The sequence below is a fragment of the Streptomyces virginiae genome (genome assembly GCF_000720455.1).
Taxonomy (GTDB): Bacteria; Actinomycetota; Actinomycetes; order Streptomycetales; family Streptomycetaceae; genus Streptomyces; species Streptomyces virginiae.
In genome coordinates this window covers 380,553-394,369 of sequence record NZ_JOAK01000001.1, presented here as the reverse complement: position 1 = coordinate 394,369, position 13,817 = coordinate 380,553, and the positions used below count along the sequence as shown (strand labels likewise).

At 70.8% G+C, this 13,817-nt stretch carries 13 protein-coding genes; 4 read left to right on the top strand and 9 right to left on the bottom strand.

Annotation, left to right across the window (positions count from 1 at the left end; translation table 11 throughout):
• Window positions 1-93: 93 nt before the first annotated feature.
• Window positions 94-639: a DUF2617 family protein gene (locus tag IG86_RS0101885; protein WP_030817416.1), complete on the bottom strand. Its 546-nt coding sequence runs from the start codon at window positions 637-639 to the stop codon at window positions 94-96.
• 686 nt (window positions 640-1,325) lie between these two features.
• Here IG86_RS0101885 and IG86_RS0101875 point away from each other — a divergent pair.
• Both IG86_RS0101875 and IG86_RS0101870 read left to right on the top strand, forming a co-directional pair.
• Complete coding sequence (locus tag IG86_RS0101875) at window positions 1,326-2,516, top strand: pyridoxal phosphate-dependent aminotransferase (RefSeq protein ID WP_030817408.1); 1,191 nt, start codon at window positions 1,326-1,328, stop codon at window positions 2,514-2,516.
• Between the two features lie 210 nt (window positions 2,517-2,726).
• A complete protein-coding gene (locus IG86_RS0101870; RefSeq protein WP_234315964.1) occupies window positions 2,727-3,845 on the top strand; it encodes a glycosyltransferase family 39 protein in 1,119 nt (372 codons plus the stop codon).
• A gap of 16 nt (window positions 3,846-3,861) precedes the next feature.
• On the opposite strand, the gene IG86_RS0101865 is transcribed toward IG86_RS0101870, so the two are convergent.
• Window positions 3,862-4,401, bottom strand: a complete 540-nt coding sequence (locus IG86_RS0101865; protein WP_030026713.1) for a YbjN domain-containing protein — start codon at window positions 4,399-4,401, stop codon at window positions 3,862-3,864.
• 134 nt (window positions 4,402-4,535) lie between these two features.
• Window positions 4,536-7,127 carry an ATP-dependent chaperone ClpB gene (gene clpB, locus IG86_RS0101860; RefSeq protein WP_030817406.1) on the bottom strand — a complete coding sequence of 864 codons (2,592 nt, stop codon included), beginning with the start codon at window positions 7,125-7,127 and terminating at the stop codon, window positions 4,536-4,538.
• A 110-nt stretch (window positions 7,128-7,237) separates the two neighbouring features.
• Here clpB and IG86_RS0101855 point away from each other — a divergent pair, with 110 nt between their 5' ends.
• Window positions 7,238-7,651 (top strand): pyridoxamine 5'-phosphate oxidase family protein, encoded by a 414-nt coding sequence (locus tag IG86_RS0101855; RefSeq protein ID WP_030817404.1) that lies wholly within the window; start codon window positions 7,238-7,240, stop codon window positions 7,649-7,651.
• Window positions 7,652-7,785: 134 nt separating this feature from the next.
• Here the strand turns inward: IG86_RS0101855 and IG86_RS0101850 are convergent, their stop codons facing one another.
• On the bottom strand, window positions 7,786-8,100 hold the full coding sequence (locus IG86_RS0101850) for a Rieske (2Fe-2S) protein (RefSeq protein ID WP_030026718.1): 315 nt from the start codon (window positions 8,098-8,100) through the stop codon (window positions 7,786-7,788).
• Window positions 8,097-8,372 carry a hypothetical protein gene (locus IG86_RS0101845; protein ID WP_030894176.1) on the bottom strand — a complete coding sequence of 92 codons (276 nt, stop codon included), beginning with the start codon at window positions 8,370-8,372 and terminating at the stop codon, window positions 8,097-8,099. The genes IG86_RS0101850 and IG86_RS0101845 overlap by 4 nt, the downstream gene beginning before the upstream one ends.
• 84 nt (window positions 8,373-8,456) lie before the next feature.
• Between IG86_RS0101845 and IG86_RS0101840 the strand changes: the two genes are divergently transcribed.
• Window positions 8,457-9,524, top strand: a complete 1,068-nt coding sequence (locus IG86_RS0101840; protein ID WP_045936294.1) for a regulatory protein — start codon at window positions 8,457-8,459, stop codon at window positions 9,522-9,524.
• Between the two features lie 72 nt (window positions 9,525-9,596).
• On the opposite strand, the gene IG86_RS0101835 is transcribed toward IG86_RS0101840, so the two are convergent.
• Genes IG86_RS0101835 through dnaK form a run of 4 tightly spaced genes read right to left on the bottom strand, consistent with a single transcriptional unit; the run spans window position 9,597 to window position 13,796 of the window.
• Window positions 9,597-10,067 carry a heat shock protein transcriptional repressor HspR gene (locus IG86_RS0101835; protein ID WP_030894173.1) on the bottom strand — a complete coding sequence of 157 codons (471 nt, stop codon included), beginning with the start codon at window positions 10,065-10,067 and terminating at the stop codon, window positions 9,597-9,599.
• 1 nt (window position 10,068) lies between these two features.
• Window positions 10,069-11,247 carry a molecular chaperone DnaJ gene (gene dnaJ, locus IG86_RS0101830; RefSeq protein ID WP_030817399.1) on the bottom strand — a complete coding sequence of 393 codons (1,179 nt, stop codon included), beginning with the start codon at window positions 11,245-11,247 and terminating at the stop codon, window positions 10,069-10,071.
• 39 nt (window positions 11,248-11,286) lie between these two features.
• Complete coding sequence (gene grpE / locus IG86_RS0101825) at window positions 11,287-11,946, bottom strand: nucleotide exchange factor GrpE (protein WP_030647929.1); 660 nt, start codon at window positions 11,944-11,946, stop codon at window positions 11,287-11,289.
• On the bottom strand, window positions 11,946-13,796 hold the full coding sequence (gene dnaK, locus IG86_RS0101820; RefSeq protein WP_030647926.1) for a molecular chaperone DnaK: 1,851 nt from the start codon (window positions 13,794-13,796) through the stop codon (window positions 11,946-11,948). Before dnaK ends, grpE begins: the two co-directional genes overlap by 1 nt.
• Between the last annotated feature and the right edge of the window lie 21 nt (window positions 13,797-13,817).

The window sequence follows — 13,817 nt, the reverse complement described above, 5'->3', positions numbered from 1 at the left end:
GATTCGGCCAGTTGGCGTAACCACATCGCACCCCGCACCACGGCGCACCCGTCCGGCCGCACTCCGGCCGCGGGGGCCCCTCGCCCGTACGGCCTACAGCAGGGCGGGCGATTCCAGGGCCGGCGCGGGGGCACCCGTCCGCACCCCGATCCGCGTCCGGGTGGCCACCAACTGCCCTTCCTGCGGGTACGCGTGCCAGGTGCGCCACCGCACCTGGCCCTCGTAGCGCTGGGCGAGCAGGGCGGTGAAGGCGTGCGGGCTTCCGGGGAACGTCCCCGCTAGCCCGTTCGGGTGGTCCGCGACCAGTGCGAGCAGCTCCTGGGCCCGCCCCGCGAAGGATCCCCGGGAGAGGGTCTCGACCCGCGCGGCGAACTCGTACTCCCAGTCGCCCACCCGCTTCGCCACGCCGAGCGGCAGCGGCGTACTGCTGCCGGGCATGCAGGCGACCGTCTCCGAACAGAGCACGTCCTTCTCCTCCAGCAGAACCTGATGGGAGGCCCCGAGCAGGCGCAACTCGACCTTCGCGCCCGAAAGTTCGAGGTTCAGCACGGCCAGGGCGGGCAGCCGGTCCCGACCCAGGGCCCAGGCGAGATCGGCGGCACGCGTGTCGGTGTATGAGGTCTGGAGGGTCGTGAGCATGAGTCGGCTCCGCAAACGCGCGAGGGAGATGGGCCGGAGCCCGCCAGCGGTAGCAAGCACGGGTGGGGGGAAACCGGCACGGGTCCACAGGAAGTCCAGGGAGGTCCGAGGACTGGTCTACTCAACCGAGGGAATCATGAAAGGCACGGCACTCACAGCGTTTTTACCCAACTTGACGGGGTTTACATCCCCCCGGGGGCTCGGCAGTTCACGTGTTCAACAGGTTGCGTCCCGCGCGTCGAGATGCATGGACAACGCGCGGGGCGCCCGACGGGAAACGGACCGTCGGACGCCCACGTCAGGGCGGCGCCGGCTGCCCCGTGTCAGCTGCCGCCGCCACACCCCCCGCCGCACGACGAGGACGAACCGCAGGAGGAGGACGACCCGCACGAGGACGACGAGCCGCAGCCCGACGAACCCCCGTCCCCCGCCCACCAGCTGCCCCGGCGGCGGCGCGTCCGGCGCGGGCGGGAACCGTGCCCCGCCAGCTTCCGGACGAACCGGCTCATGAGGAAGACCAACAACGCGCAGATTCCGAGCACTACGAAGACGAACTCCATGTCCGCCCCTCTCTCACGCCCCGGTCCTCCCGGGGAGCGGGATCCCCGCGTCCCGCGTGAAGGGGGAATTCCCACGGCCCGCACGGCCCAAAGCACACTTGAGCAAGTCCAGAGGTTGCCCGCAGGATGACGCCCATGAGCGCACCAGTGAGCAGCGACCGCCCCTTCCTCAACCGCCGCCTGGCACCCTTCGGCACGACGATCTTCGCGGAGATGTCGGCGCTGGCCGCGCGCACCGGGTCGATCAACCTCGGCCAGGGCTTCCCCGACACCGACGGCCCGGCCGAGATCGCCGAGGCGGCCTCCCGCGCGGTCCTCACCGGGCTCGGCAACCAGTACCCGCCCGGGCCCGGCGTCCCGGAGCTGCGCACCGCGATCGCCTCGCACCAGCAGCGCTTCTACGGCCTCGGCTACGACCCCGACACCGAGGTCCTGGTCACCGCGGGCGCCACGGAGGCCATCGCCGCGTCCCTCCTCGCCCTCCTGGAGCCGGGTGACGAGGTCATCGCCCTCGAACCCTTCTACGACTCCTACGCGGCCTGCATCGCGATGGCCGGCGCCACCCGCGTCCCGGTCACCCTGCGCCCGCACGGCGGGACCTTCGCCCTCGACCTGGACGAGCTGCGCGCCGCCGTCACCCCGCGCACCCGGCTGCTGCTGCTGAACACCCCGCACAACCCGACGGGCACCGTCCTCACCGCGGCCGAACTCACGGCGATCGCCGCGCTCGCGGTCGAGCGCGATCTGCTGGTCGTCACGGACGAGGTGTACGAGCACCTGGTCTTCGAGGGCTCCCACGTCCCCCTGGCGGGCTTCCCCGGGATGCGCGAGCGCACGGTCACCATCAGCAGCGCGGGCAAGACGTTCTCGTTCACCGGCTGGAAGGTCGGCTGGCTGACCGCCCCGCCGGAACTCGTCTCCGCGGTCCGCTCGGCGAAGCAGTTCCTCACCTACGTCTCCTCCGGCCCCTTCCAGTACGCCATCGCGCAGGCCCTGCAGCTGCCGGACGCCTACTACGAGGCCTTCCGCGCCGACCTCGCCGCCAAGCGGGACATCCTCGCCGACGGCCTCGCCGCGGCCGGCTTCGAGGTCTTCCGCCCGCAGGGCACCTACTTCATCACCACCGACATCACCCCCCTCGGCGAGAAGGACGGCCTCGCCTTCTGCCGCGCCCTGCCCGAGCGCTGCGGGGTCGTCGCCATCCCCAACCAGGTCTTCTACGACGACAAGTCCGCCGGCGCGACCCAGGTCCGCTGGGCGTTCTGCAAGAAGACCCCCGTCCTCGAAGAGGCCGCGGACCGGCTGCGGCGGCTCTGAGCCGCGAGCCGGTGGCCCCGCCCGCCACGGGCGCGGGCCCCGCACCCCCGGTGGGTGCCCGATTTCACCGGAGCTTCCGGAGCCATTCACGCCCGGTGGGACGCGGGGCCGCTTAAGGTGCCCGAGGCTCCTCCTGGTCCGGATGGGCGTTCCTCACGCAGCGCAGGAAGTCGGGGGTAGATGACGGCGACGGGCAGTACGTCTGTTTTCGTGCGGCCGAGGGACGTCAGGGCCGTCGGCGTGCCCACCGCCGCGCTCGCGCTCGGCGTGTTCGCCGCGGTCCGCGTGGCCGGAGCCGCCGTGCTGGCCTTCGCCGCGTGGTGGGCCGGGCGCAGCCCCCTGCGGGTGCTGGGGCACTCCTGGGACTCCGTCTGGTACCTCGCCATCGCCCGGCACGGCTACGGCCGCACCCAGATGTGGCCCGTCACCGGGCTCGTGCAGAGCGACTACGCCTTCTTCCCGCTGTACCCGGTGCTGGTGCGGCTGTCCGGCGGCGGCGAGTGGGGGGCGCTGCTGGTCGCCTGGACCGCGGCCGCCGTGGCCGCCGTCGGCGTGTACCGGGTCGGGGAGCTGGTGGCCGGGCGGCGCGTCGCGCTGCTGCTGGTCGCCCTGTGGGCGGTGGTCCCGCACGCGGTGGTGCTCACCCTCGCCTACACCGAGCCGCTGCTCGTCGCCCTCGCCGCCTGGTCGCTGTACGCGCTGCTGCGCGAGCGCTGGCTGCTCGCCGCGTCACTGGCACTGCTCGCGGGGCTGACCCGGCCGACCGGGATCGCCGTCGCCGCGGCCGTGTCCGTCACGGCCGCGCACGCGCTGCTCGTACGAAGATCCCGCGCGCCCGAGGTGTGGGCGGCCGGGCTGCTGGCGCCGGCGGGCTGGCTGGCGTACGTGGCGGCCGTCGGGGTCCGCCGGCACGACGTGGCCGGGTACTTCACCGTGCAGCGCCAGTGGGGCTCCCGCTTCGACGGGGGCGGTTACGTGCTGTCCGCCCTCTGGCGGGTGCTGAGCGGCGGCCCCGTGGCACTGGCCACCGGCGTCACCGCGGTGCTGCTCGGAACGGCCCTGCTGCTGGCGGTGCTGCTGCTGTTCAACCGGCCGCCACTGCCGCTGCTCGTCTACACCGCGGTCCTGCTGGTGATCACCCTGGGCGGGGCCGGCTACTTCGAGTCGAAGCCGCGGTTCCTGCTGCCGGCGTTCCCGCTGCTGCTGCCGCTGGCCGCCGTGATGGCACGAGCCCGGCCGCGCTCCGCGGTCGTGGTGACCGCGGGGCTGGCCGGGCTCAGTTACGCCTACGGGGTCTACCTCCTGGTCTTCGCCAAGATGCCCCCGTGAGGGTGGGGCCGGGGGGTCAGTTGTCCCCGCCGTCCTCCTCCTCGCCGTCGGCGGAGTCGATGTCCTTCTCCAGTCCGAGCTGCTCCGTGAGCCACTTGTCGAACTCGATGGACGCGCGGACCCAGCTGACCGTGGAGGACACGAAGTGCTCCAGGTTGACGCCGGTGCCGATCAGCATCTGCGCCTCGCCGATCAGGCGGACGGAGCCGTCGTCGTGCGTGTGGCTGTAGACCTTCGGCCACAGGGTGCGACGGTTCCAGTCGTCGATCGACTCGAGGAGCTGCGGCTTCTCGTCGATCTTGTGCGGACGGTCGTAGAAGGTCCGCACCGAGAAGACCTGCTGCTCCGCTTCGCCGCGGAACATGAAGTACGTACGGAACTCCTCCCACGGCGCCGCGAGGTCACCCTCGTCGTCGACGACGTACTTGAGCTCCATCTGCTCCAGCAGCTGCTTGACCAGATCCTGGTCGGGGACGACGGGGCCCGCCGGTCCTGTGGCCTGCGGATCGGGCTGCTGCCCTCCGAAGTTCGGAATCGAGGCCGGGTCGATGCTCACCGTGTACTTCCCTTCGTGCGGATACTTGCATCCTCCCCCATCCCGCCCACCCCATGTCCAGCCCGACGGCCACGGATCCGCTGCGGGCGGACAGGAGTGCACCCCGCGCACGTCCCTGTACGCGGGGTGCCGGGTCAGAGCGCCTTGCCCACCAGCAGGTCCTCGCCCGCCACGTCGACGCGCACGGTGTCGCCGTCACGCACCTCCCCGGAGAGGATCTCCTTGGCCAGACGGTCGCCGATCGCCGTCTGGATCAGGCGGCGCAGCGGCCGGGCGCCGTACGCCGGGTCGTTGCCCTTGTCCGCCACCCAGGCCAGGGCCGCGGGGGTGACGTCCAGGGTCAGCCGCCGGTCGGCCAGGCGCTTGGCGAGGCGGCCGATCTGCAGCTCGGCGATGTGCGCCAGCTCGTCCCGGCTGAGCGCGGAGAAGACCACCAGGTCGTCCAGGCGGTTGAGGAACTCCGGCTTGAAGCTCGCCCGGACCACGTCCAGGACCTGCTGCTTCTTCTGGTCGGCCGGGGTGGCCGGGTCCATCAGGAACTGGCTGCCCAGGTTCGAGGTCAGGATCAGGATGGTGTTGCGGAAGTCGACGGTGCGGCCCTGGCCGTCCGTGAGCCGGCCGTCGTCCAGGACCTGGAGCAGGATGTCGAAGACCTCGGGGTGGGCCTTCTCCACCTCGTCGAGGAGCACCACGCTGTACGGGCGGCGGCGGACGGCCTCGGTGAGCTGGCCGCCCTCCTCGTAGCCGACGTAGCCGGGCGGGGCGCCGACGAGCCGGGCCACGCTGTGCTTCTCGGAGTACTCCGACATGTCGATGCGGACCATGGCCCGCTCGTCGTCGAAGAGGAAGTCGGCGAGCGCCTTGGCCAGCTCCGTCTTGCCCACGCCCGTCGGGCCGAGGAAGAGGAAGGAGCCGGTCGGCCGGTCCGGGTCGGCGATGCCGGCGCGGGTGCGGCGCACGGCGTCGGAGACGGCCCGTACGGCCTCGGTCTGGCCGATCAGGCGGCGGCCCAGCTCGTCCTCCATGCGGAGCAGCTTCTGGGTCTCCCCCTCCAGCAGCCGGCCGGCGGGGATGCCGGTCCAGGCGCCCACCACGTCCGCGATGTCGTCGGGCCCGACCTCGTCCTTGACCATGGAGTTCTTGGCCGTCTCGGCCGCGGCCTCCTCCTCGGTGGCCTCGGCCAGCTCGCGCTCCAGCTGCGGGATCTCCCCGTAGAGGAGCTTGGAGGCGGTGTCGAAGTCGCCGTCCCGCTGGGCGCGCTCGGCCTGGCCGCGCAGGTCGTCCAGGCGCTCCTTGAGCTCGCCGACCCGGTTGAGGGACTGCTTCTCCTTCTCCCAGCGGGCGGTCAGGCCGCGCAGCTCCTCCTCCTTGTCGGCGAGGTCCTTGCGGATCTTGTCGAGGCGCTCGCGCGAGGCGGGGTCGGACTCGTTGTTCAGCGCCAGCTCCTCCATCCGCAGCCGGTCCACCGAGCGCTGCAGCTCGTCGATCTCGACGGGCGAGGAGTCGATCTCCATGCGCAGCCGGGACGCGGCCTCGTCGACGAGGTCGATGGCCTTGTCGGGCAGGAAGCGGGAGGTGATGTACCGGTCGGAGAGGGTCGCGGCGGCGACCAGTGCGCTGTCGTTGATGACCACCTTGTGGTGCGCCTCGTAGCGCCCCTTGAGCCCGCGCAGGATCGCGATGGTGTCCTCGACGGACGGCTCGGCGACCAGCACCTGCTGGAAGCGGCGCTCCAACGCCGGGTCCTTCTCGATGCGCTCGCGGTACTCGTCGAGGGTGGTCGCGCCGACCATCCGCAGCTCACCACGGGCCAGCATGGGCTTGAGCATGTTGCCGGCGTCCATCGCGGAGTCGCCGCCGGCGCCCGCGCCGACGACCGTGTGCAGCTCGTCGATGAAGGTGATGATCTGGCCCTCGCTGGACTTGATCTCCGCGAGGACGGTCTTCAGCCGCTCCTCGAACTCGCCGCGGTACTTGGCGCCGGCGACCATGGCGCCGAGGTCGAGCGCGACGAGCCGCTTGTTCTTCAGGGACTCGGGCACGTCGCCCTTGACGATGCGCTGGGCCAGGCCCTCGACGACGGCCGTCTTGCCGACGCCGGGCTCGCCGATGAGCACAGGGTTGTTCTTCGTACGGCGCGACAGGACCTGCACGACGCGCCGGATCTCGTGGTCGCGGCCGATGACCGGGTCGAGCTTGCCGTCGCGGGCGGCCGCCGTGAAGTCGGTGCCGAACTTCTCCAGGGCCTTGTACTGGCCCTCCGGGTCGGGGGTGGTCACCCGCCGTGCTCCTCGTGCGTTCTGGAAGGCGTCCAGCAGCTTCTTCGCCGTCGCGCCCTGGGCGGAAAGGACCTCACCGGCCGCGCCGCCCTTGGCGGCGACGGCGATGAGCAGGTGTTCGGTGGAGAGGTACTCGTCGCCGAGCTTGCCGGCCTCGCTGTCGGCCTCGGCGAGCACGGCGAGCAGCTCACGGGTGGGCTGCGGGGGCGCGACCGTGGAGCCGGTGACGCTGGGCAGCGCGGCGAGGAGGCGCTCGGCGCCGCTGCGCACGGCGGCCTGGTCGGCGTCGGTGGCGATCAGCAGGTCGATCACGTTCTCGTTGTCCTCGCCGGCGAGCAGGGCCAGCAGCAGGTGCGCGGGGGTCAGGTCCGCGTGGCCTTCCTTGACGGCCCTGCCGGTGGCCGCGTTCAGCGCGTCGCGGCTCTTGTTGGTCAGCTCGGCATCCACTGCGCCTTCTCCTCTCCGAGGGATATGGGTCTGACAGAGTCAGCGTATGCAAAGTTGAGTCTATTCCACTCAAGGCAGTTGAGGGGGCGGCTTGCCCGTACCCTTCGGCCATGTCCCATGACGTACTCAACCCGACGCCCGAGTACCTCGCCTTCTGGCGGGAGCGGCACGTCTGCACGCTGACCACCCCGCGCCCCGACGGGACCCCGCACGTGGTGCCGGTGGGCGTGACGTACGACCCGGAGGCCGGCCTGGCCCGGGTGATCAGCAACAAGCACAGCAAGAAGGTCCGCAACGTCCTGGCGGCCCAGGCCGCGCAGGGCGGCGGGGCGCGGGTGGCGGTCTGCCAGATGGAGGGGCGCCGCTGGGCCACGCTGGAGGGCCGTGCGGTGATCCGCACGGACGAGGCGTCGGTCGCCGACGCGGTGGCGCGCTACGCGGAGCGGTACGGGCGGACGCCTTCGCCCAATCCCGACCGCGTGGTCATGGAGATCACCCTGGACCGGGCCATGGGCCGCGCATGAGCCGTTGATTCTTCATCTTGTCCGGTTCACGCACTGGACGCGGGCATCACAACGGCGCCATCGTGGTCAGGTCCACGACGGCGCCGTTGTGTGGGGGTAGCACCTGAGCGATCTGGAACGACGGGGGAATCGCTTCAGGCACTGCGGGGGGTGGCGGTGGTGATGTCGGGTTCGAAGAGCTGGTGGTCCCGCTGGTCGAGATTGACGAAGACCATTCCGTAGCGCACCTCGCAGCGGACGGGCTGCGGCGCGCCGCGCGGGCGGCGCAGGCACCGGTAGGCACGTACGTCCTCGTCCTCCTCGCGCACGATGACGATGGGCTGGCCGAACAGGGTGACCATCAACGAGTCGCCGGGGTGGGGGATGGCCGTGGCGAGGTCGATGAACTGCCAGCCCGAGCGGTAGGCCGACGCCATCTCGCGGCGGAAGCCGCGGTCGTCGGGGGTCATGCGGACACCGTCACAGGAGCCTCGGTCCAGCCCGTGTCGTCCTTACCGCCCAGCTCGGCGGCGGTCCAGCCGGTGTCCGCGTACCTGCCCACGGGCGCCGTGGTCCAGCCGGTGTCGAACTCCGTGCTCGTCAGGCTCGTGCCCTGACCGTCCCTAGCGCTCCCCGCGTCACTTTCGACGGCGCTGACTGCCCCAAAAACCGCAACGGCGGAGAAACCTATGGCAAGCACCGAGCGAAGCATTCTCTTGTACATGGTCGGCTTCGTCCTCACTTGATGGAATCCTCTCCCCCGCGTGTCAGACGATGGCTCATTCAGGCACGTCAATGCCACAGGGACGATGCATCATGTTCTTGCATGTTCAGGACCCTGGGGGGTGGAGATTTGACGCGAAACGAGACAAAGGCGACACATCCCCACCCCGTCACGTCCATGTGCGCCGAGGGAACCCGGCTCTACGCGGCTGCCCTGAGCACCGGCCGGATAGCCCGGGGAGAGATCCAGAACGCCCCCTGCCTGCTGGAACTCGCCCTTCTGCAGCCCGACCCGGATGACGCGAACCAGCTCCGCCCGGTTCCCCCGTCCGTGGCTTTGGCTCAACGGCTCCATCCGATTGAACGCGAGATCCAGGACCGCCGACGCAGCGCTGTAGATCTCACCGACACTTTCGAGCCTTTCCTGGCCATCAGCGCACAGAGCCCGGCCAACACCCACGCCATCACGGTGCTGGAGGGTTTCGAACGGATCAACGCCGCACTGAACCTCGCGACGGCCGAATGCCACACCGAGGTGCTGACGGTCCAGCCGGGCGGGGCCCGGCCCTCCGAGGCCCTCACGCAGGCCCTGGAGCGCGACCAGCCGCTGATCGACCGCGGGGTCAGCATACGGACCCTCTACCAGCACACCGCACGGCACAGCCAGGGCACCCTCGCCTACGTGGACCGGATCTCCACGGGCAAGGTCGAGATCCGCACGCTCGAAGAGCTGATAGAGCGCCTGATCATCTTCGACCGCACCGTCGCCTTCATCCCGGTGAGCGACGACCGCCGGGTCGCGCTGGAACTGCGCCACCCCGGCCTCGTCGACTACCTCATCAAGGTGTTCGAGCAGCTCTGGCACCGCGCCGTACCGCTCACGGAGGAGGTGACGTACCGCAGCACCCCCGGCGGCGTCACCGGCGTGCAGCGCACCATCGCCCAGCTCCTCATCGAGGGGCACGTGGACGAGGCCATCGCCCGCCGCCTCGGCATGAACGTGCGGACCTGCCGCGCCCACATCGCCAAACTCGCCACCACCCTGGGCAGCGGCAGCCGGGCCCAGCTCGGCTACCTCATCGCCCAGTCCGGCATCCTGGGCCGCCCCTCGGCCCCCGAGGAGTGCGAGCACCCCGGCCCGGACCACGACGCGGACCGGGAAGGCCTCTAGAAAGCCGTCAGGCCCCGCCCTGGGAGGGGCGGAGCCCGTAGGGGTGCTCCTGGCGCCGGGACGACCTGCCGGTCAGTCCATCGGGCGCTTGGGGCTGGGCCGCCAGACCACCAGGGCACTGCCCGGCTGCGGCTGCTGGTACGGAACCAGGTCGCGCCGGTACGAGGCGTGCACCTGGGCCTCGCGGGCCCGCAGCGTGGCGGCCGCTCCGTCCACCGCCGCCGACAGCTCGGCGACGCGCTGCTGGAGCGCGGCCACCTGGTTCTCCAGCTCGATGATCCGCTTGATGCCCGCCAGGTTGATGCCCTCGTCCTGGGACAGCGCCTGCACCGTGCGGAGCAGTTCGATGTCGCGGGCCGAGTAGCGCCGGCCGCGGCCGGCCGTACGGTCCGGGGAGACCAGGCCGAGACGGTCGTACTGGCGGAGGGTCTGCGGATGCAGGCCCGAGAGCTGGGCGGCCACCGAGATCACGTAGACCGGGGTCTCGTCGGTGAGTTGGTAGGCACCGCTTCCCAGACGGGACTGTCGTCGGCGGCCGTCCATGTCATGCTCCCTTCGCGGACTCGAACAGCGCGGAGCGCGGGTCCTGCGACTCCGTCGCCTCGCGGTACATCTCCAGCGCCTCGCGTGCCTTGTCGGACAGCTCGGTCGGAACCGCCACTTCGACGGTGACCAGCAGGTCCCCGCGGGTGCCGTCCTTGCGGACCGCTCCCTTGCCGCGGGCCCGCATCGTACGCCCGTTCGGGGTGCCCGGGGGCAGTTTCAGCGTCACCGAGGGGCCGTTCAAGGTCGGGACCTTGATCTCGGCGCCCAGTGCCGCCTCCGCGAACGTCACCGGGACGGTCACCGTCAGGTTGTCGTCCTTGCGGCCGAACACCGGGTGGGTCCCGACGTGCACGACCACGTAGAGGTCGCCGCCGGGGCCGCCGCGCTCGCCCGGAGCGCCCTTGCCGCGCAGCCGGATCCGCTGGCCGTCGGAGACGCCCGCCGGGATCCGGACCTGCATGGTGCGGGAGCTGCGGGCACGACCGCTGCCCTTGCAGACCTCGCAGGGGGTCTCCGCGATCAGGCCGCGGCCCTTGCAGTCCGCGCAGGGGTCGGTCAGCGAGAAGCCGCCGCCACTGCCCCGCGAGACCTGGCCGGTGCCGACGCAGGTCGGGCACACCCGGGGCGTGCCGTTCTTGTCGCCGGTGCCCGAACAGGCCTTGCAGGGCGCCTGCGAGGACATCCGGAGCGGGACCGTGGCCCCGTCCACCGCCTCCGTGAAGGAGAGGGTGACCTCCGACTCGATGTCCTGGCCGCGGCGCGGCTGGGTACGGGTTCCCGCACCCGGGCCGGCGCCGCGGTTGAAGAGGCCGCCGAAGACGTCGCCCAGGCCGCCGCCGAAGCCGCCGGCCTGACCGCCCTGCTGGGTGCCGCCGAAGAGGTCGCCCAGGTCGAAGTTGAACGAGCCGCCGCCGCCCGGCCCGGGGCGGAAGCCGCCGTTGCCGAACAGCGCGCGCGCCTCGTCGTACTCCTTGCGCTTCTTGGCGTCCCCGAGGATGTCGTTCGCCTCGGAGATCTCCTTGAAGCGCTCCTCGGCGGAGGCGTCGCCCTTGTTGGCGTCCGGGTGGAACTCGCGCGCGAGTTTCCGGTACGCCTTCTTGATCTCGGCCTCGGTGGCGTCCTTCGGGACACCGAGGACCTTGTAGTAGTCCTTCTCGACGAAGTCCTTCGTGCTCATCCCCGGTGTCCCTCCTCCCGTGCCTCTACGTGTACTGCGTCAGCCCTTGTCGGCTGCATCCGCGTCCTCGCCGGACGGCTTGTCGCCCTCCGCGGACTCGGACTTGGGGGCCGCGCCCGGCTGGGGCTCGGCCACCGCGACCCGTGCGGGACGGATCGTACGCTCGCCGATCCGGTACCCCGGCTGCAGGATCGCCACGCAGGTCGTCTCCGTGACGTCCGGCGCGTACGAGTGCATCAGGGCCTCGTGGACGGTCGGGTCGAAGGGCTCGCCCTCCTTGCCGAACTGCTGCAGGCCCATCTTGGCGGCGACCGTCTCCAGCGATTCGGCCACCGACTTGAAGCCGCCGACCAGCTCGCCGTGCTCCCGCGCCCGGCCGATGTCGTCGAGCGTCGGCAGGAGCTCCGTCAGGAGGGACGCGACCGCGATCTCCTTGACGGTGATCCGGTCCCGCTCCACCCGGCGGCGGTAGTTCTGGTACTCCGCCTGGAGCCGCTGGAGGTCCGCGGTGCGCTCACCGAGCGCGGTACGGGCCTGGTCCAGCTGCGCCAGCAGGGCCACATCCTGTGCGCTGTCCCCGGCCGGGGCCGCCCCCTCCGCCGTGTCGGCGGAGTCGGCGGCCTTCGGCTCGGCGTCGTCCTGAGCGGCGTCGGCGGGGACTTCGGGCTTCTCGTCGAAGCCCGGGGTCTCCTCCGACATCAGGCAGCGCCACCCTTCGGCTTCTCGTCGTCGACGATCTCGGCGTCGACGACGTCGTCGTCGGCCTTGGCCTGACCCGCGTCACCGGCGGCGCCGCCGGCGGCGCCCTGGGCGGCCTGGGCGTCGGCGTAGATCGCCTGGCCGAGCTTCTGGCTGACCGCGGCGAGCTTCTCGGTCGCGCTGCGGATCTCGCCGGTGTCCTCGCCCTTGAGCTTCTCCTTCAGCTCGGCGACGGCGGACTCGACCTCGGTCTTGACCTCGGCCGGGACCTTGTCCTCGTTGTCCTTGACGAACTTCTCCGTCTGGTAGACGAGCTGCTCGCCCTGGTTGCGGGACTCGGCGGCCTCCTTGCGGCGCAGGTCCTCGTCCGCGTACTGCTCCGCCTCCTGGCGCATGCGGTCGACCTCGTCCTTGCCGAGCGAAGAGCCGCCGGTGACGGTCATCTTCTGCTCCTTGCCCGTGCCGAGGTCCTTGGCCGTGACGTGCATGATGCCGTTCGCGTCGATGTCGAAGGAGACCTCGATCTGCGGGACGCCACGCGGGGCCGGCGGCAGGCCGGTCAGCTCGAACATGCCGAGCTTCTTGTTGTACGCCGCGATCTCGCGCTCGCCCTGGTAGACCTGGATCTGCACGGACGGCTGGTTGTCCTCGGCCGTCGTGAAGATCTCGGACCGCTTGGTCGGGATCGTGGTGTTGCGCTCGATGAGCTTGGTCATGATGCCGCCCTTGGTCTCGATGCCGAGGGACAGCGGGGTCACGTCGAGGAGCAGGACGTCCTTGACCTCACCCTTGAGGACACCGGCCTGGAGGGTGGCGCCGATGGCGACGACCTCGTCCGGGTTGACGCCCTTGTTGGCGTCCTGACCGCCGGTCAGCTCCTTCACGAGCTCGGCGACGGCCGGCATGCGGGTGGAGCCGCCGACCAGGACCACGTGGTCGATCTCGGACAGCTGGATGCCGGCGTCCTTGATGACGTTGTGGAACGGGGTCTTGCAGCGGTCGAGCAGGTCCGCGGTCAGCTGCTGGAACTGGGCGCGCGTGAGCTTCTCGTCCAGGTGCAGCGGGCCCTCGGCGGACGCCGTGATGTACGGCAGGTTGATCGTGGTCTCCGTGGAGGAGGACAGCTCGATCTTCGCCTTCTCGGCGGCCTCGCGCAGACGCTGGAGCGCCATCTTGTCCTTGGACAGGTCGACGCCGTGGCCGTTGGCGAACTGCTTCACCAGGTAGTCGACGACGCGCTGGTCCCAGTCGTCACCACCGAGGTGGTTGTCACCGTTGGTGGCCTTGACCTCGACGACGCCGTCGCCGATCTCCAGGAGCGACACGTCGAAGGTGCCGCCACCGAGGTCGAAGACGAGGATGGTCTGGTCGTCCTTGTCGAGACCGTAGGCCAGGGCGGCGGCCGTCGGCTCGTTGACGATGCGCAGGACGTTCAGGCCCGCGATCTCGCCGGCCTCCTTGGTCGCCTGGCGCTCGGAGTCGTTGAAGTAGGCCGGGACGGTGATGACCGCGTCCGTGACCTTCTCGCCCAGGTAGGCCTCGGCGTCGCGCTTCAGCTTCTGCAGGATGAAGGCGCTCATCTGCTGCGGGTTGAAGTCCTTGCCATCCAGGTTGATCTTCCAGTCAGTGCCCATGTGGCGCTTGACGGAGCGGATGGTCCGGTCAACGTTCGTGACCGCCTGGCGCTTGGCCACCTCGCCGACGAGGACCTCGCCGTTCTTGGCGAAGGCGACGACGGACGGCGTGGTCCTGGCGCCCTCGGCGTTGGTGATGACGGTGGGCTCGCCGCCTTCCAGAACGCTGACGACGGAGTTAGTGGTGCCCAGGTCGATGCCGACCGCACGTGCCATTTCGATTCCTCCAGCTGACTT